Source organism: Pontitalea aquivivens (genome assembly GCF_046507575.1).
Lineage (GTDB): Bacteria > Pseudomonadota > Alphaproteobacteria > Rhodobacterales > Rhodobacteraceae > Pontitalea > Pontitalea aquivivens.
Genome location: NZ_JBKFEY010000013.1, coordinates 17,611 through 34,162, shown reverse-complemented (window position 1 = coordinate 34,162; position 16,552 = coordinate 17,611). Strand labels below are relative to the sequence as shown.

Annotated in this window: 15 protein-coding genes; 7 read left to right on the top strand and 8 right to left on the bottom strand. The window is 68.6% G+C overall.

Going from position 1 to position 16,552, the window contains the following annotated elements; genetic code table 11:
- Nucleotides 1-18: 18 nt before the first annotated feature.
- Both ACK8OU_RS13530 and ACK8OU_RS13525 read right to left on the bottom strand, forming a co-directional pair.
- A complete protein-coding gene (locus tag ACK8OU_RS13530) occupies nucleotides 19-1,395 on the bottom strand; it encodes a phosphohexomutase domain-containing protein (protein ID WP_410303947.1) in 1,377 nt (458 codons plus the stop codon).
- Complete coding sequence (locus tag ACK8OU_RS13525; protein WP_410303988.1) at nucleotides 1,382-2,803, bottom strand: mannose-1-phosphate guanylyltransferase/mannose-6-phosphate isomerase; 1,422 nt, start codon at nucleotides 2,801-2,803, stop codon at nucleotides 1,382-1,384. Before ACK8OU_RS13525 ends, ACK8OU_RS13530 begins: the two co-directional genes overlap by 14 nt.
- Nucleotides 2,804-3,080: 277 nt before the next feature.
- On the opposite strand from ACK8OU_RS13525, the gene ACK8OU_RS13520 reads away from it, so the two are divergent.
- On the top strand, nucleotides 3,081-3,584 hold the full coding sequence (locus tag ACK8OU_RS13520; RefSeq protein WP_410303946.1) for a hypothetical protein: 504 nt from the start codon (nucleotides 3,081-3,083) through the stop codon (nucleotides 3,582-3,584).
- Nucleotides 3,585-3,596: 12 nt separating this feature from the next.
- On the opposite strand, the gene ACK8OU_RS13515 is transcribed toward ACK8OU_RS13520, so the two are convergent.
- Nucleotides 3,597-4,001, bottom strand: coding sequence for a hypothetical protein (locus ACK8OU_RS13515; RefSeq protein ID WP_410303945.1), 405 nt, complete (start codon nucleotides 3,999-4,001; stop codon nucleotides 3,597-3,599).
- A gap of 242 nt (nucleotides 4,002-4,243) precedes the next feature.
- On the opposite strand from ACK8OU_RS13515, the gene ACK8OU_RS13510 reads away from it, so the two are divergent.
- The 6 genes from ACK8OU_RS13510 to ACK8OU_RS13485 all read left to right on the top strand — a co-directional run bounded on the left by ACK8OU_RS13510 (nucleotide 4,244) and on the right by ACK8OU_RS13485 (nucleotide 10,544).
- Nucleotides 4,244-4,933: a hypothetical protein gene (locus ACK8OU_RS13510; protein ID WP_410303944.1), complete on the top strand. Its 690-nt coding sequence runs from the start codon at nucleotides 4,244-4,246 to the stop codon at nucleotides 4,931-4,933.
- Nucleotides 4,930-6,276, top strand: coding sequence for an O-antigen ligase family protein (locus ACK8OU_RS13505; protein WP_410303943.1), 1,347 nt, complete (start codon nucleotides 4,930-4,932; stop codon nucleotides 6,274-6,276). Before ACK8OU_RS13510 ends, ACK8OU_RS13505 begins: the two co-directional genes overlap by 4 nt.
- On the top strand, nucleotides 6,273-7,115 hold the full coding sequence (locus ACK8OU_RS13500) for a metallophosphoesterase (protein WP_410303942.1): 843 nt from the start codon (nucleotides 6,273-6,275) through the stop codon (nucleotides 7,113-7,115). Before ACK8OU_RS13505 ends, ACK8OU_RS13500 begins: the two co-directional genes overlap by 4 nt.
- Before the next feature lie 36 nt (nucleotides 7,116-7,151).
- On the top strand, nucleotides 7,152-9,269 hold the full coding sequence (locus ACK8OU_RS13495) for a GNVR domain-containing protein (RefSeq protein WP_410303941.1): 2,118 nt from the start codon (nucleotides 7,152-7,154) through the stop codon (nucleotides 9,267-9,269).
- 76 nt (nucleotides 9,270-9,345) lie between these two features.
- Complete coding sequence (locus ACK8OU_RS13490) at nucleotides 9,346-9,609, top strand: spike base protein, RCAP_Rcc01079 family (RefSeq protein WP_410303940.1); 264 nt, start codon at nucleotides 9,346-9,348, stop codon at nucleotides 9,607-9,609.
- A 2-nt stretch (nucleotides 9,610-9,611) separates the two neighbouring features.
- Nucleotides 9,612-10,544, top strand: coding sequence for a phage head spike fiber domain-containing protein (locus tag ACK8OU_RS13485; protein ID WP_410303939.1), 933 nt, complete (start codon nucleotides 9,612-9,614; stop codon nucleotides 10,542-10,544).
- Here the strand turns inward: ACK8OU_RS13485 and ACK8OU_RS13480 are convergent.
- The 5 genes from ACK8OU_RS13480 to ACK8OU_RS13460 are packed head-to-tail and all read right to left on the bottom strand — an operon-like array spanning nucleotide 10,525 to nucleotide 16,547.
- A complete protein-coding gene (locus ACK8OU_RS13480) occupies nucleotides 10,525-11,679 on the bottom strand; it encodes a DUF1972 domain-containing protein (protein WP_410303938.1) in 1,155 nt (384 codons plus the stop codon). The genes ACK8OU_RS13485 and ACK8OU_RS13480 overlap by 20 nt on opposite strands.
- On the bottom strand, nucleotides 11,669-12,946 hold the full coding sequence (locus ACK8OU_RS13475; protein ID WP_410303937.1) for an O-antigen ligase family protein: 1,278 nt from the start codon (nucleotides 12,944-12,946) through the stop codon (nucleotides 11,669-11,671). The genes ACK8OU_RS13480 and ACK8OU_RS13475 overlap by 11 nt, the downstream gene beginning before the upstream one ends.
- The gene (locus tag ACK8OU_RS13470; protein ID WP_410303936.1) at nucleotides 12,943-14,190 is read right to left on the bottom strand and encodes a glycosyltransferase; all 1,248 of its coding nucleotides are present in this window, start codon (nucleotides 14,188-14,190) and stop codon (nucleotides 12,943-12,945) included. Before ACK8OU_RS13470 ends, ACK8OU_RS13475 begins: the two co-directional genes overlap by 4 nt.
- A 3-nt stretch (nucleotides 14,191-14,193) precedes the next feature.
- A complete protein-coding gene (locus tag ACK8OU_RS13465) occupies nucleotides 14,194-15,222 on the bottom strand; it encodes a sulfotransferase family protein (protein ID WP_410303935.1) in 1,029 nt (342 codons plus the stop codon).
- Nucleotides 15,207-16,547, bottom strand: coding sequence for a lipopolysaccharide biosynthesis protein (locus ACK8OU_RS13460; protein WP_410303934.1), 1,341 nt, complete (start codon nucleotides 16,545-16,547; stop codon nucleotides 15,207-15,209). The genes ACK8OU_RS13465 and ACK8OU_RS13460 overlap by 16 nt, the downstream gene beginning before the upstream one ends.
- Nucleotides 16,548-16,552: the final 5 nt, after the last annotated feature.

Below are 16,552 nucleotides of genomic sequence, written 5' to 3'. Positions count from 1 at the left end.
GGCGCGGCATTGCCAGTGTCATGCGCCGATCAGCGCGCGCAGCTGGTTGACCCCGGCGATCACCCGCGCGGTGTCGCCCCGGGATTCGACATTCAGCCGCAACAGCGGTTCCGTGTTCGAGGCACGCAGGTTGAAGCGCCAGCCGGGGAAGGACAGGCTTAGCCCATCGGTGCGTTCAATGCCGGTGGCGCCGGGCGCCAGCGCGGCTTCAACCCGTGCAAGCGCCGCGGGGGCATCGGTCACGCGGAAATTGATCTCGCCCGAGGACGGGAAGGCGGCGCGCCGTTCGGCCAGGATATCCGCCAGCGGCTGGCCCCGGCGGCAGATCAGTTCGGCGACCAGCAGCCAGGGGATCATGCCGCTGTCGCAGCACATGAAATCGCGGAAATAGTGATGCGCCGACATTTCCCCGCCATAGACCGCGCCGGTGTCGCGCAGGGCCTGTTTCAGGAAGGCATGGCCCGTCCGCGATGCGATTGCCTGCCCGCCCGCGCGGGTCACGACATCGCGGGTGTTCCAGATGACGCGCGGGTCATGCACAATCCTTGCCCCCGGTTCGCGGGCCAGAAAGGTCTCGGCCAGAAGACCCACGACATATTCGCCCGCGACAAAGGCCCCGGTGTGATCGAAGAAAAAGCAGCGGTCGAAGTCACCGTCCCAGGCGATGCCCAGATCGGCGCCCGCGGCCACAACCGCCCTTGCGGTGGCGGGCTGGTTTTCCGGCAGAAGCGGGTTCGGGATGCCGTTGGGAAAGCGGCCATCGGGGGCGTGATTGATCCGTTCAAACCGAAGCGGTGCGTCCCGGGCCTGCAGGGCGGCGGCGATCGCGTCGAAGGTGGGGCCTGCGGCCCCGTTGCCGGCGTTCACCAGAATGGTCATCGGGCGCAGCGCGGCCAGATCGACGAAGGACAGGATGCGGTCCACATAGGCCGCGCGCACCTGCGCCGCGGGGGTGATGCGTCCGCCAGCGCGGTCCGGGCCAAAGGTGCCGCTCTCGGTCAGTGCCCGGATCCCGGCCAGCCCGGTGTCCGCGCCGATCGGGGCGGACCCGGCGCGCACCATCTTCATGCCGTTGTAATTCATCGGATTGTGCGAGGCGGTGACCGTGATCCCGCCATCCGCGCCCAGATGGGTGGTGGCAAAATACATCTCTTCGGTGCCGGACAGGCCAAGATCCAGCACCTCGGCCCCGGCGGCCATCAGCCCTTGTGCCACCGCCCCTGCCAGCGCCGCCGATGAGGTCCGGCAGTCGCGGCCCAGCACAACCCGGCGCGCGCCCAGCACCTGGGCAAAGGCGCGGCCGATACGATGGGCGATGCGTTCGTTCAGTTCCTTGCCAAGCCGCCCGCGCACATCATAGGCCTTGAAGCAGGTCAGCGGTTCAGTTGCGCGCATAGATATCCTCATAGCGGATGATGTCATCCTCGCCCAGATAACTGCCGGTCTGCACCTCGATCAGCACCATGGGCAGCTTGCCGGGGTTTTCCATCCGGTGCACTGCGCCAAGGGGCACATAGACCGACTGGTTTTCGGTGACGAGCTGCACCTGATCGCCGATCGTCACTTTTGCGGTGCCCTGGACCACGATCCAGTGTTCCGAGCGGTGGACATGGCTTTGCAGACTAAGCGCCGCGCCCGGGTGCACGACGATGCGCTTGACCTGAAACCGGTCGCCGATCACCAGACTTTCGAACCAGCCCCAGGGCCTGTGGTCGCGCGGGAAGGCGGTGGCCTGGGTCGCATCGCGCGCCTTCAGGGCGGTCACTGCCTCTTTCACGCGCTGGCTGTCGGCGCGGCGGGCGACCAGCACCGCGTCGGGCATGGCGACCGCGATCATGTCCTGCAACCCGATGCCGACCAGTTCCACGCCCTCGGCCTCGGATCGCAGCAGGCTGCCGGTGCAATCGATCGCGGTGGCGTGGTCGGAACACACGTTGCCCGCGCCATCGGGGCCGGATTCCTGCCAGACCGCCTCCCATCCGCCAAGATCGGACCAGCCCGCATCATAGGGCATGACCACCAGGTTTTCCGCCTTTTCCATGATCGCATAGTCAACCGACACATCGCGCAGCCGGGCCCAGGGGGCCGGGGCCAGCCGGGTGAAGCCCAGATCTGTGCGCGCGCCGGCAACCGACTCGGTGGTATCGGCCAGCAGATCGGGTTCGTGGCGGCGAAAGGCGGCCAGCAGGGTGTCGGCGCTGAACAGGAAGATGCCCGCGTTCCACAGGAAGCTGCCTGCCGCGATCATCCGGGCGGCGCGGGCGGCATCGGGCTTTTCGACAAAGCGTGCCAGGGGCTGGGGCGTGGCCGCGTCGCACGCGGCCCCGGGGGACAGTTCCAGATAGCCATAGCCGGTTTCCGGCCGGGTGGGGGTGATGCCGAAGGTGACCAGATGCCCGGCCCGGGCGGCGGGGGCGGCGCCTGCCACCGCGGTCTGGAATGCGGCGGTGTCGGGGATGACATGATCCGACGGCGCCACCAGCATCAGCGCCCTGGGGTCCTGCCGTTCCAGCCAAAGGGCTGCGGCCAGGATCGCGGGCGCGGTATTGCGGCCTTCCGGTTCTATCAGGATGGCGGCTGGCGCCAGTTGCACGGCGGCCAGTTGCTCGGTCACGATGAAGCGGAACGGATCGGCGGTCACCACGACGGGCGGGGCGAAGGCGGGACCGACCATCCGCCGTGCCGAGGCCTGAAAAAGGCTGTGATCGCCCATCAGGCGGGAAAACTGTTTCGGATAGCTTTGCCGCGACAAGGGCCAAAGCCGCGTGCCGGAACCGCCGCAAAGAATGACCGGGTGGATCATCGGGAAATGGGTCATGGCTGATACTCGGATACATCTGAAAATGACGGGTGGCGGTGGCGCGGGTGCGGCGGCCCGCCCGGGCGTGGGAAACCGGTGACGCTTCAGCATAGCAGGCAGCCCCGCCTTTCGGCTATTGCCTATTGCGCCCCTTGCTGCGGCGGGACTACGGCCCGCTAAACGGTTCTTAACGGCTTGCTGCTTAGGTAGGGGCAGCGGGGATGTGGGATCTGCGCGGAATCCGGTCAGAACGAACGGGCATCACCATTGGGGGTGGTCCATGCTGCGGTCTTCGCACCACAGCCACCGTGTGCGCATTGCGTTGCGGGCGGCGCGTCATTTTTCGGTCGGGTTGCTGTTGGCCCTGCTGCCGGGGCTTGGCCGGTTCGATGCGGCATGGGCCGCGCCGATGGTTCAGATCGTTCGCGACGATCCCGGTGGTGGCATTGCTGAACGGGTGGCGATGATCCGTGACTTGCGCACGCGCGGCGTCCGGGTGCGTATCGTGGGCGGCTGCTGGTCGGCCTGCACGATGTTCCTGGTGCTGCCGGGCACCTGCGTTGCGCGCACGGCACGGCTGGGCTTTCACGGCCCCGGATCGTCCCGGCCCGGTCTTGCGCTGCGCCCCGACGCCTTCGAAAGCTGGTCGCGGATCGTGGCTGACCACTATCCCGAACCGTTGCGCGGCTGGTATCTGCGCGAGGCGCGCCACATTCTTGTGGGCTTTGCCGAGTTGCGCGGGGCCGAGTTGATCCGTCTGGGCATTCCTGAATGCCGTGATTGAGGCCACCACCCCTTACCCGGCCGAGGCTGCGATGCCCGTCGTCAGGTCTATGGTCGCGGCCTTGCCCGCGCCGACTGCCTGCGCCACCGAGGCGATGGCGCGGGCCTGCGCCGGATCGGTGCTGGCGGCGGCAACGGCCTCAAGGGCTGTGGCATAATCGGCGGCGGTCGCGGCGGGGGCGGTTTGGGCGGCCTGCACCAGCGTTGCGGCCAGGATCGCCAGTTGCGAATTCATCGCTGCCGCAGTCAGGCCCTGGGCCTGCAGCGCCGTAACCGAGGCGCGCACCGCGCCAACACAATTACCCGCCGCACAGCCGGCGCTGATGGCGCCGGGATCAAACAGCGCCTGTTGCGCCCCGCCAGCCCCCGGGAACAGGCATGTGATCGACAGAAGGGTGGCAAGAAGGTGGTGGCGCATGCGGAAACCTTTTTAAACCTAAGATTGTATAACATTAAGCATGGGCCGGGCCGCGATGCAACATTCCTTCGCATGGCGGATCGGGGCTTTGCGCGTGGCGCGTGGCATGACGGCAACGCATAATGTGCTTTTTTTTATTGCATCTTGTAGCGTTTCCATTTTCATGGTCGACACAGGAAAAGTGCCTGGCCAGCAGAAAAACACCACAGGATCGGATCCCGCGCATGTCATTTTCGGCAGTAATGCCTTTGCCGATAATTCGCGTTCTGATTGTTGTCGTGGCGTTGGCCGTGGCGCTGCTGGCTGCGGCGATGCTGCCACGGGAATACAGGGCAGCGATGCTTGGGCAAAGGGGCCCGGCGGCGCAGGTCGAGCAGCTGGTCGCGGCCACCCCGTTTGAAGCGGCTCTTCATCCGGCGTTTTCGCTCCGCGGGCAGCGGGCGCAGCTGGAGGCCTGCGATCGGGCCTTGCGCGGGCCCTTTGCCGCGTTGCAAACCGCAGACAGGCGCGCCCGGCTGGCCTGGCGTTGCGCCGATCTGGCGGGGGCCATTCTGGCGCGTGCGCCGACGCTTGGCCTGGCGCATCTGGTGCGGGCCGAGGCGGCGCTGGTCCGGGCCGATCCGGCAGGGTTTTCACAGGCCCTCACCCTGGCGCAGCGCACCGCCCCGGCCGAGGGCTGGCTTGCGGCGCGGCGGCTGGATCTGGCCCTGCCGGTCTGGGCGGATCTGTCGGCAAAGGCACAGGGTGCGGTCGGCGCGGATGCGGCGCTGCTGATCGCCGCGCCGCGCTATCGCGGGGCCATGGCACAGCGTTGGCACGCCGAGCCGCAGATCCGGCCCGTTCTGGTATCAGCGGCAAAGACTTTGCCGCCCGGGGCGCAGCGTGCCTTTCTGCACGCAGTAAAGAGCGTGGGGGAAGAGGTGGATCCATGACTGCGGGCGATCGCATGACGCAAGCCCGGATGGGGCTTGCTGGCGGGGTGTTGGTGGCGTTTGTGCTGGTCACCCCGCTTGCCGTTGGCGGAAACCGGGCGCCGGTCTGGTTGATCGGTGCGGTGGTGGCCTGCGCCCTGGCGGGGCATCATGTCGCGCGGGGGGGCGGTGTTGGGCGGGTTGCGAACCTGCGGCCGGTCTTGGTGCCGATCCTTCTGTTTCTGGCCTTCGCGGGGGTTCAGATTCTGCCGGTCGCGGCGCCGATGCCGCAGGCAGTTGTGGCCCTTCCCGAAACCGGGGTGCCGCCCGCCGCGACAATCAGCCTTGCGCCGGGGGCGGGGCAGCTGGCGATCTTGCGCATCGCGGGCAGTCTGGCGCTGTTCGTGATGCTGATCCAGGCTGCCGCGCGCCCGGATCAGGCGCGCCGGATCGGTTGGGTGATCTACGCCGGTGTGGTCGGTCATGCCCTTTGGGGATTGCTGTCGCTGGCGTTGTTTGGCGATCAGCTCCCCTGGGGGGAAAAGCAGTTCTATCGTGGTGCGGTCACCGGCACCTTTGTCAGCCGCAATGCCTTTGCCACCTTTCTGGGCATGGGGGCGACGCTGGGCCTTGCGCTTTTGCTGGGTGGGCGCGGGCAATCGGCGCGGGGCGGCTGGCTGGTGCCGTCGCTCGTCACCCGGGCTGCGCTTTGGGCGACGCTGGGGATCGTGTTGCTGGCGCTGCTGGGCACGCAGTCGCGGATGGGTCTGGTGGCGACGGTGGCGGGGCTTGCGCTGGTGGCGCTGGCGATGCCGGGGGGGCGGCGGCGCGGAACAGGCTGGGCCGGGCTTGGCGGGTTCGCGCTGTTGTTGTTCGTGGCTGGCGCGGGCTTGGCGGACCGCGCGATCCTGATGGTGGGGGATGCGGCCCACCGGCTGGAACTGTGGCGCCAGGTGGCCGCGATGATCCGGGCGCGGCCCTGGACGGGTTACGGTCTTGATGCCTTTGCCCCGGCCTTTGAGCTGCACCACCGCCCGGTATTGGAGCCGGGGCTGATCTGGGATCACGCGCATTCGGTCTATCTGACGCTTTGGGCCGAGATGGGGCTGATCGCGGGATCCTTGCCGCCGCTGGCGGGGCTGTTGGCGGCACGGCGTCTTGTCCGGTTGCGCCTTGCACGCCCGGGGGACAGCCTGCTGCCCGTGGCGGGACTTGGCGCGCTGTGCGTGGCGGCCGTTCATTCGCTGGCTGACTTCAGCCTGGAGGTTCAGGGCAACGTTCTTCTGTTGCTGTCGATCCTGGCATTGGGGCTGGCACGGCGCCTGCCCGAAGAACGTGACCGGACCGCGGGGGCAGGGGCATGAACCTGGCGGCAATCCTGCGGCGGGTCTGGCCCAGGGACGTGGTGTCAGCGGATGCGCCTGCGCCCGGGCTTGACCTGCCGGGGCCCTTTCCGCCGATCTATGCGGTGGGCGACATCCATGGTGAGGTGGCGCTGTACCGTCAGTTGGAACGGCGCATCCTGGCCGATCGGGCCACGCGCTTTGGCGACAGGCCCGCGCTGGTGGTGATCCTGGGCGACATGATCGACCGGGGCCCCGACAGTGCCGGGCTGATTGATTTCCTGCTGGCCCCGGCGCCGCGGGGGCTGCGCCGCCTGTGCCTGATGGGCAACCATGAACAGATGGCGCTGGCGTTTCTGACCGCCCCCGATCCGCGGGCGGCGTGGCTTGACCATGGCGGGGCGCAGACGCTGGCGTCCTACGGCATTGTGCCAGATCCGCGGCATGGTTACCGGATGCCCGCACGGCGCCTGCGTGCGCTTGTGGCCGCGCATGTGCCCCCGGCGCACCTGGCCTTTTTGCGGGGCCTGCCCGCCTGGCTTTGGGCCGGGCATTTCTTTTGTCATGCCGGCACCGCCCCGGACCGGTCGCTGACACGCCAGTCGCTGGGCACCCTGCTGTGGTCGCGCGGGTTTGACGACCCGTCCCTGCCCGCGCCTGCGGATCTTGGCGGTGCGCTGGTGGTGCATGGCCACATGCCGCAGCCCCGCGCGGTGCAGCGCGGCTGGCGCATCAATGTGGACAGCGGCGCCTGTGCGACAGGCCGGCTAAGCGCGGTGCGCCTTGTCGCCGGTGACGAACCCGCTTTCCTGATTGCCGAACATGGCCCCGCCCCCGTCCCTGCTTGCTGTTGCGCGTAACCGGCCGCCCGCGCCGGCCTATAAGAAGTTGACCCGATGACCAGTGATCCGCTTGAGCTGAAATCCATCGTTTCCCTGCTGCACCGGCAGATCCGCCTGATCCTGGCGTCGGTCTTTCTGATGCTGGTGCTGGCACTGGTCTATGTGGTGCTGGTCCGGCCGGTTTATACCGCGACCGCGCTGGTGATGGTCGATCCGGCACCGAGATCGCTGCTTTACGCCGAAGATACCGCGCGTTCAGCTTCGGGTGAGAATGCGCGGGTGGACAGCGAGGTCGAGATCCTGCGTTCGCCCACGGTGGCGCTGGCGGTGGTGCGCGATCAGAACCTGATCGCCGATGCGGAATTCGGGCCGGGTCTGTCGCTGGCGGATCGGTTCCGCGCGGCCCTGGGCTTCCAAAGCGCGCTGGAAATCAGCGGCGAGGTGCTGGTCAAGGGGGTTCTGGACCGTTTCGTGCAAGCCACATCCGTGCGGCGCCGGGGGCTGACGCATGTGATCGCGGTGTCGGTATCTTCGGTCGATGCGGACCGGGCGGCGGCGCTGAGCAATGCCCTGGCCGAGGCCTATATTCAGGCGCAGCTGGACAGCAAGGTTTCAGGCTCGCTGGGGTCGCGCGACAAGCTGCAGGGCCAGGTTGCGGCCGCGCAAACCGCGCTGACCGGATCAGAGGCGGCGATCGACCGCTATATCGAGGATAATCTGGAACGGATCGAAACCGAAACCGGGCGGGCCGATATTGCCGGGTTGCGCCAGGATCTGCGCGCGATGGATGCGCGCCGGCTGGAGGCCGATCTGCGCGGGCGTGAAGCCGCGCGCGCGCTGGAGCGCGAGGATTGGGCGGTGGTGACGAGCCGTCTGGGAACCGAGGCGCTGGCGCTGCTGCAGGCGGAACGCGAGGCGCTTCAGCGCCGGTTGGGCGGTGCCGAGCCGGGGTCGTCGGCGGACATTGACCTGCGGGCGGCGCTGGCGGCCCTGGAGGTGGACCAGGAACGGGCCGCCGCCGAGGCTATTGTCGCGCTGCGGGCCGAGGACACGGCACTGGCCGCGACCATGCGCGAGTCGCGCGGGGCGCTGCGCGAGGCGCTTCTGGCGGGGGAATTGCCGCCGCAGGTGCTGAGCGAGCTGTATCAGTTGCAGCAAGAGGCGACGATCGCGCGCGGTCAGTATCAGACGCTGTTGTCGCGCATGCGCGAGCTGGAGGTTCTGGCCGCGGTGCAGATGGCCGACAGCCGCATCGTTTCGCCCGCACTGTCACCTGCGCAGCCGTCCCATCCGAACCGGGCGCTGGTCTTGGGGCTTGGGCTTGTGGCGGGGCTGGGCCTGGGGGTCGGGCTGGCGTTTCTGAATGAATATTACGTCGGTGGCATCACGTCCGAACAGCAGCTGCGCGAGGTGATGCGGGTGAAGGTCGCGACGGCGCTGCCGCTGGTGGCGCCACGCGGCGAGGCCGGGGCCGCGATTGCGGATACCGTCGTGACCACGCCCCTTGGTGTCTATGCCGAGGCGGTTCGGCGGTTGCGCGCCTCGCTGGAACATGCGCTGGGGCGCAGGCGGGGGGCTGGGGGGCAGGGCGATTGCATCCTTGTCACTTCGGCCAATCCGGCCGAGGGAAAATCGACCACGGCGCTGGTGCTGGCACGGGCCTTTGCCGCCAGCGGGCGCAGCGTGATCCTGATCGATGCGGACCTGCGCCGGCCCGGTCTGCACCGGGTGGCGGACATTGATCCTGCGCGGGGGATGATCGATTATCTGACTGAACCCGGTGCCGAACACGAGACCACCAGCTTTCTGGTCCAGGACCCGCTGTCGCAGGCCATGCTGATGCCGGGGCGGGGGCGGGCGCATCGGGAAACCGATCAGCTTCTGGGCGGACCGATCTTTGCGCGACTGATTGCGGCGGCGCGCAGCGAATTCGACATTGTCATCCTGGACGCGCCGCCGGTTCTGCCGGTGGTGGATGCGCGCTATCTTGCGCCCTTTGCCGATGCGGTGGTGATGGTGGTGCGGTTTACCCAGACCGCGCAGGGCGATCTGCGCGATGCGTTGCAGGTGCTGGCCGAGGTCACGCCCGAACGGGCCGAGGTGCTGTGCGCGCTTAACCGCGAACCGGAACGCAGGGGCGGCTATCATTATGCGGGCTATTACGCGGGCTGAGGCGGCGTACGCTGCCTAGCGGGGGCGTTAACGCATTGGAAATAGGGTGCCGGGATCACAAATGATGGAGTGTCCCATGCAAGACCCGTTCAAGAACCGCGCATTGCCCCTGTCTGGCCCCGCCAGCGACATCCTGCCGGTGGCGCCCAGCGATACCGCCGATCTGCCCGAGGTGGCCGCCGCCCTGTTCATCCAGACTGCGGGCGCGTTGACCGTCACCACCGTGCGCGGCCATGTCCGCACCCTGTCGGTGCCCGAGATGAGCATCCTGCCGGTGGGCGTGCGCCGGGTGCATGCCAGCGGAACCACGGCCGATGGCATCCATGCGCTGCTGGTCTGACCATGGCGGGTTTCGATTTCCGGTTTGGCCGCCCCGGCCCGGGGCTGGGAAGCAGTCTGGCACGGCGCGGTGGGGTGCATGTCTTTGACCTGACGCAGGGCAGCCTGCCTGCGGGGCTGGCGCTGACGCGGGCCAGTGCGGGCAGTGCTTTCGCGCCATCGGGGGCGCTTGTGTCGTGTGGCGCCGATACGCCCCGGTTTGACCATGACCCGACCAGCGGCGCCCTGCGCGGGCTGTTGCTGGAAGCTGCGGCCACCAATCTGGTGCCACAGTCGATCGCGACGGTCCCCGGCTGGATCGCCGACAGTTGCAGCCCCCAGCCGCTTGCGATGAATGCGCTGGGGCGGTTCGCGGGGGTCAGCGTGCCGTCATCGGGCGTGATCTGGTCGCGGCTGAAGGCCAATGTCACGCTGGCGGCGGGCACCAGCTATGCGGTCACCTGCTTTCTGCGCGCCGGAGGTTCGGGCGCGGCGCGGGTGGTGATCTCGGGCGCGGGGGGGGAAACGCATGTGGCCGGCCCGATCGGGGCGCTGGCGGCCACCCGCGGCGATCTGGGCAGCTGTTCCGACATCCGGCAGGCCCTGCTGGCCGATGGGCAGACCTGGCGGGTCAGTTTTGTCTTTGCCTCGGCCGTGGCGGGGGCCTGTCACCTTGGGCTTGGGCCCGCCAGTGCGACGGCGGGGGCCGATGTGATCCTGCTGGCGATGCAGATGGAGACGGGGACCACCCCCACCAGTTTCATCGGGACGCAGGCGGCCCCCGGCCCCCGGGCGCGTGACCGGCTGGTCCTGAATGGCCTGAACGGCATGCATGATCTGATGCTGGACTATGCCGGGGGCGCATCGGCCACCATCGCCGGCGCGCTGCTGGCCCCGGGATATGAACTGACGCCAAGCCTGCCGCATCTGCGCAGGGTTACCGCGATCGGGCGTTGAGAAGACGGCCTGCCCCTTGGGGGCGGGCCGCGTCCCGCAGCACCGTTTCATAGGCGGTCAGGATCGCGTCCCATTCAAAGGTTGCCGCATGGCGCGCCCGCGCCGCCTTGCGCGCCGCCGCGATTGCCGCATCATCGGCCAGCGCCCGGACCATGCAGGCCCGCGCCCCGGCCTCATCCGCGAAATAGAATTGCCCGGGCCCCGCGACCCAGCGGTTGAAGCGGTTGTCATGGGCGATCACCGCCGCCCCCGCGCCAAGTGCCTCGACCAGGGATGGGTTCGTGCCGCCCACCTGATGGCCATGCAGATAGGCGCGCGCGTGAACGCGCAGTGCTGCAACGCGGTCGGGGTCATAGATCGCGCCGGGAAAGATCACGTCGGGCCCGGCGGCGGCACGCACGGCGGCGTGATAGGCATTGCCGCCCTCGATCCGGCCCAAGACCACGCATTTCGCCCCGCTGCTGTCGCCAGGGCCGCTGAAGGCGCGGACAAGGTCGAGAATGGAATTTTCCGGCTCGATCCGGGCAATCGAGACGAAGTAGCGCCCGGGGACAAGCCCCAGATCGCGCAGGGGCCGGTCTGACGCCTGGGTGATCGCATCCGCGCCATAGGGGATCATCACCGGAACCTTGCGGCAGCGCCAGCGCAGGTGGCGCGCGATTTCGGGGTGGTCGGCCACGGCGGTGTGGCAGATGTTCGCCCCGGCGATTTCATTGACGAAGAACCAGATTTTTGCCGCCAGCGACCATTTGGCGCGGCGCCATTCGATTCCGTCCATGTTCATCACGATGCGCCGGCCCCGGACCCGCTGGATGATGTTGAACAGCGCCGTGTTGTAGCCCAGCACCAGATCGACGGCGGGGCCGCCCGTGCCGGGCTGTGCCAGCAGATGGCGCAGGCAGGCCAGGTCGAATTCCATCGTGCCGGCCGGGCCGCTGCGGCGGGGGCGCAGATGCACCCGGGTAACGCCTTGCCAGCTGTCGGTCCAGGGGCCGGGCGGGCCGTCGTCGTCCTGGCAATAGACGGTGACGGAATGGCCCCGTGCGACCAGCCAGGGGGCCAGGCGGGCGGCAAAGGTTTCAAACCCGCCATGGGCCGCCGGAATCCCGCGGATGCCCAGAATGTTAACCTGCATCGGTTGTTCCTTTGGAAGGGTCGGGGGCTGTCGGCGCGATGGCAAGCACGAAGACCAGCGCCAACAGCAGCACCGTCATCGTCTGCCCTACCAGGCTTGTGCTGAGCGTGATCGTCGGCAAGAGCCCAAGCCCCAGCCCGCCCACAAGCCCGCGCACCGCCCGTCCGTTCGCGCAGCCCCCTGGCACATGGTGCCGCATGCGGCCAAGACCTGCCACCACCAGCACCACCGCGATCAGGCCGAGGGCGCCCACCTCGACCAGTGCTTCCAGAAACAGGTTGTGCATCTGCAGTCCAAAGGCGCTGACCGCGGCGGCCTGGCCGGGCCCCTGACCCGTCAGCGGCTGTTCCAGTGCCAGACGCAGCCCCATCGACCAGTTTGCAATGCGCCAGGACAGGGAATTGTCGACATAGCGGAAATCATAGGTGCTGGCGGAAAAGTCGTAATGCTCCAGAAAGAACGAAAGACTTGTCAGATCGTCGAACCGGCCCGAGGCCAGGGCAAGAACTATCCCGGCGCCGGCCAGGGGCGGCATCAGCGCAAGGCGCAGTGCGGGCCGTGACCTGGACCAGACGGTCAGCAGCACGACCAGAAGCAACACCACCCAGGCGGTGCGCGCAAAGCTCAGGTAAAGCGCGGCCCCGCCCAGCAGGTAAAGCGCGACCATCCCGGCGCCCAGCCGCGCCCCCGACCGCAGGCGCGCGATTTCCAGCCCTGCCAGTGCCACCACCAGCTGCAGCCCGAAGGACACCGGATGCACATCGGGCCCGAAGGCGCGCAGATAGGTGGATCGCCCCGCCTCGGCAAAGCCTGTGCCCGAAGCCGCCTGATGGAACGCAAGCGCCGCCCCGGTCAGGATGAACACCGCCAGGAACCGGCGTACCGCCGCCACCCCCGCCGGGCCGCGCAGATGCAGCGCCAACCCGTTCAGCATGGCGCCGTAAAGCACCAGAAGAACCATCTGCGTGGCCGCCAGATCGGGCAGTGGCAGGGCAGACCCGAAGGTCACCGAAAGCGCGCAGGCGATCAGCCACAGCGCGAACCCCATCAGCGCCAGGGCCGTGGGCCGGGCGATGCGCGGATCGGCCAGAAACACCAGGGCCGCCGCCCCGGCCAGCGCCAGCGTCACGAACCGTGCGCCATCGGGCAGGCCAAGCGCCGCCGCCGCGCCGCTGATCAGGCGCAGATACAGAAGCCCCAGCAGCAACCGTATCGCATTGGGCAGCGACAGGGCCGTGTCCTGCGCGCGGGCCGTGGTGCCGGTCATGCCGGCACCTGTGCAACGTTGACCCCAAGGCGGGCATAAAGCGCACGCATCGCCGTGAAATAGCGCGCGGGGGCAAAATCCCCCAGCGCCAGCGCGTGCCCCGCCGCCCCCCGCGCGCGCAGGTCGGACGTGGGGGCTTGCGCCACCCGGCGCAGGCAGGCGGCCAGGGCATCGGCATCGCCCGGCGCGAACAGCCAGCCGCAGGGCGCGGCGGCGGGTGGCGCGACCAGTTCGGGGATGCCGCCGATCGCGGCGCCGATCACGGGACGGTGCAGCTGATAGGCCTCAAGCACCGACATCGGGGCGTTTTCATACCATTCGGACGGCAGCACCACGGCCCGCGCACGCCCGACCCTGGCCCAAAGCGCCGCGCCCTCCAGCCGGCCCAGAAAGCGGATGGGGGCGCCGGTTTGCGACGCGGCTGCGCGCAAGGCGCCCTCGATCGGGCCGCTGCCGGCGATATCGACCGGCACCCCGGCGCGGGCAGCGGCCCTGATCAGGGTGAACAGGCCCTTTTCCTCGGACAGCCGGCCAAAATACAGGATGTTTCCGTCATGGGCGCCCGCGTGGCGGGGGTCCAGGGGTCGTGTGAAATTCGGGATATGGCTGATCCGGTCGGCGGGAAAGCCCCAGTCGATCAGCTTGGCGCGATAGAACCGGCTTGGGGCAACGACATGCGCCACATGGTCATAGCTGCCCAGAAGGCGGTGCAGCCAGGTCTCGGCGGCGATTATGGCGCTGGCGGCGGCTGAACCCTTGATGCAGCGTTGGCGGACCACATTGACCAGAGACCCGGATTTGCAGCGTTCGCACAGGCCGCCGGCATTCATCATCTTGTAGGCCGGGCAGGCCAGCTTCAGGTCATGCGCGGTCAGCACCACGGGCACACCGGCGGCGGCCAGATCGGCAAGCACCGCGGGGGTCAGGTGGTGATAGATGCAATGGACATGCGCCACGTCAAAAGATTGCTGTGCCAGCAGCGCGCGCAACTGCCTGCGCGCCTGCCCGTTGTAAATGGTGCGCCAGGCGGTGCGCAGCCGGGCGATGCCCCGCCCGGGGAATTCGAAATCCACCAGACCGGCAAAATGCGCGGCATCCGGCGTGGCCAGATTGCGCGGGTGATGCATGGCAAAGAAGGTCGTGTCCCAGCCGTTCTGCGCGAACAGGTCCGCATGGTCGAAATAGACCACATCCGACCCGCCCCGGCGGTAATGGTAGGAATTGAGCGACAGAAGGCGCGGCACAGCCTATCCCCCCGCGCGCGGGCGCACCCGCCCGATGCTTTGGTCATAGCCCATCTGGGACAATGTTTCGGTGAAGGGTGCGACCAGGGCCGGCATCAGGTCCAGATCGCCATGCGGCCGGGTGGGCGACAGGATGGTGCGGGCGTAGTCCAGCATCACCGGATCGGGGGGCAGGGCGCAATGATCCAGCATCCGGGCGATCACCGGCGCGGGGCTGGCGCAAAGATCCTCATAGCGGATGGCCAGCGTGTCGGGGTCTTCGGCGGCCGCGCGCCGCGCTTCGCGCATGGACACGATCCATTCCACCGCCGCGCGGTCGCGATGATCGGTCGTCGCGCGCAACAGCGGCTGAAGCGGTGCCAGATCGGGATGTTCGGGCACGATCTGATCCACGATCATCTGCCATTTGCGCCCCGCGCGGCCCCACCAGTCGTGCCGGTCCTGCCCGACGGTCGCCCCCTTGCGCCCCGACCAGCCGGTGACCGAGGCGCAGGTGTCCACCCCATCGCGCAGGATGGCGATGAACCGCGCCTGCGGGAACAGCGCGCGGGCAAAGCCGGTGCGAAACACCAGCTCGGGGTATTTGTCCACGATCCGGCGCCCGCGGCCCCAGGCCAGCGCCCAGGCCTGGGTCTGCGCGATCCGGCGGGCGATGGCGGGCGCGGCGTCGGCGGGGCCAAGCCGTATCCGGGCGCGCGCACGGGAATAGCTGCCGATGATGTCTTCGCCGCCATGGGCGAAATGCCACATCGCCTTGGGCTCATTCAGAAAGACCGTTTCGCGGTGCAGCGCGAACAGCTTGCCCAGAATGGTGGTGCCCGACCGTCCGGTGCCGATGATGAAGATCGGTGGCCCCGCCCTGACCGGCGCGGGCAGGATCTGTGCCGCATGGAACAGTGCGAAGACCAGCGGGTTGATCCAGCGGCCGCGCGTGGTCAGCGGGCGCCCCTCGATCAGCGCCCAGGCGATGATCCGCCCCGGAACCTTGCCGCGCCGCAACCGCCACATCCAAGCATCTATCTGGGCCGGCATGGCACCGCCTGTGCACCCGGGTTTCGCCAAAGCGCGCCCAGGACATCAACCCGAAGGCCAAGCCTGTGGCGCACGGTCCGCCAGAACATCCACTTGCGCCAGCTGACGGCGATCAGCACACCCGCGGCGATCCCGGTGGCCCCGTGCCACAGGCCAAGCCCCAGCATCAGCCCGACCCCGCCCAGCGTAGTGATCAGGCTGATGCGCAGCGCCGCGCGGTCCTGCCCGCACATGTTCAGCACCAGGTCGGCCGGGCCGAAGACGGTGTTCATCACCGTCGCCGCCAAAAGCAGCCAAAGCACCCCCTGCGCCGCGACAAAGGGCGCGCCGAACAGTGCCAGCACCGGCCCTGCCAGCGCGGCCAGCACCAGCGCCAGCGCCAGTGTCGGGACAAAGGCCTGCAGGCTTGCGGTCGCGGCGGTGCGCGCAAGCGCGTCCCGGCGGTCCGTGCCATGCAGTTCCGACAGGACCGGGCCGGTCACGACGTTCCAGCTGTTCTGAAGGAAGCCGGGGGCCTGTGCGATCCGGTTCGCCGCGAAATACAGGCCCGCCGGCCCAGGCCCCAGCAGCGCCGCAGCCAGCATCACATCGACATTGGCAAAGGCGACCGCTGCCACCGATACCCCCCAAAGCGGGCCACGGGCGCGCCGCCAATCGTCATCCGCCGGGGTGGTGCGCATCGCCTGGCGCAGGGCGCGCAGGGACGGCAGCCCCCTGCGCCGGCACGCGGCGGCCTGCGCCAGGATCAGCCCCGCCAGAACCGCGATCAGGATCGCCAGAACCGTGCCAAGCGGCAGGGGCGTTGCCCCCGACAGCCCCGCCGCCACCAGCGCCATCCCCATCGAGATCAGCCGCCACAGCACATCCTTGGGCAGGATCGCCAGCATGATCAGCCGATACGCACGGGCCAGATGGGCCTGAAAATCGATCACCCCGACCAGGGGCACGATCGACAGGCCGAAGGCCAGCAGCGGCCCACGCTCGACCTGCCCCAACGTATCGGCCAGCATCACCGCCCCGGCCAGAATGACCCAAAGCGCCAGATTTCCCGCCGCTGCCGTCAGCCCCGCCCGCGCCGCCAGCGCAGAGGCCGCGCTGCTTTGCCCGCGCGCCAGAAGCGGTGGCAGAAAGCGCAACAGCGCCAGTTGCTGGCCTGCCGAAGCCAGGATCGACAGAAACAGGCTTGCCGCCATCAGCGTGGCCAGGATGCCGAAATCCTCGGGCGACAGAAGCCGGGCCATCGCGATGACGAAGGCATAGGTCATCGCCGCGCCCGCCACGCGCAGGCCAAGCACGGTGCCCGCCGCGCGCCTTAAACCCGGCACGGGCT

Excerpts from the sequence above, each read along its gene's own strand:
- ACK8OU_RS13530 (WP_410303947.1), bottom strand. The coding sequence starts at position 1,395 with ATGCGCGCAACTGAACCGCTGACCTGCTTCAAGGCCTATGATGTGCGC.
- ACK8OU_RS13525 (WP_410303988.1), bottom strand. The coding sequence starts at position 2,803 with ATGATCCACCCGGTCATTCTTTGCGGCGGTTCCGGCACGCGGCTTTGG.
- ACK8OU_RS13520 (WP_410303946.1), top strand. The coding sequence starts at position 3,081 with ATGCTGCGGTCTTCGCACCACAGCCACCGTGTGCGCATTGCGTTGCGG.
- ACK8OU_RS13515 (WP_410303945.1), bottom strand. The coding sequence starts at position 4,001 with ATGCGCCACCACCTTCTTGCCACCCTTCTGTCGATCACATGCCTGTTC.
- ACK8OU_RS13510 (WP_410303944.1), top strand. The coding sequence starts at position 4,244 with ATGCCTTTGCCGATAATTCGCGTTCTGATTGTTGTCGTGGCGTTGGCC.
- ACK8OU_RS13505 (WP_410303943.1), top strand. The coding sequence starts at position 4,930 with ATGACTGCGGGCGATCGCATGACGCAAGCCCGGATGGGGCTTGCTGGC.
- ACK8OU_RS13500 (WP_410303942.1), top strand. The coding sequence starts at position 6,273 with ATGAACCTGGCGGCAATCCTGCGGCGGGTCTGGCCCAGGGACGTGGTG.
- ACK8OU_RS13495 (WP_410303941.1), top strand. The coding sequence starts at position 7,152 with ATGACCAGTGATCCGCTTGAGCTGAAATCCATCGTTTCCCTGCTGCAC.
- ACK8OU_RS13490 (WP_410303940.1), top strand. The coding sequence starts at position 9,346 with ATGCAAGACCCGTTCAAGAACCGCGCATTGCCCCTGTCTGGCCCCGCC.
- ACK8OU_RS13485 (WP_410303939.1), top strand. The coding sequence starts at position 9,612 with ATGGCGGGTTTCGATTTCCGGTTTGGCCGCCCCGGCCCGGGGCTGGGA.
- ACK8OU_RS13480 (WP_410303938.1), bottom strand. The coding sequence starts at position 11,679 with ATGCAGGTTAACATTCTGGGCATCCGCGGGATTCCGGCGGCCCATGGC.
- ACK8OU_RS13475 (WP_410303937.1), bottom strand. The coding sequence starts at position 12,946 with ATGACCGGCACCACGGCCCGCGCGCAGGACACGGCCCTGTCGCTGCCC.
- ACK8OU_RS13465 (WP_410303935.1), bottom strand. The coding sequence starts at position 15,222 with ATGCCGGCCCAGATAGATGCTTGGATGTGGCGGTTGCGGCGCGGCAAG.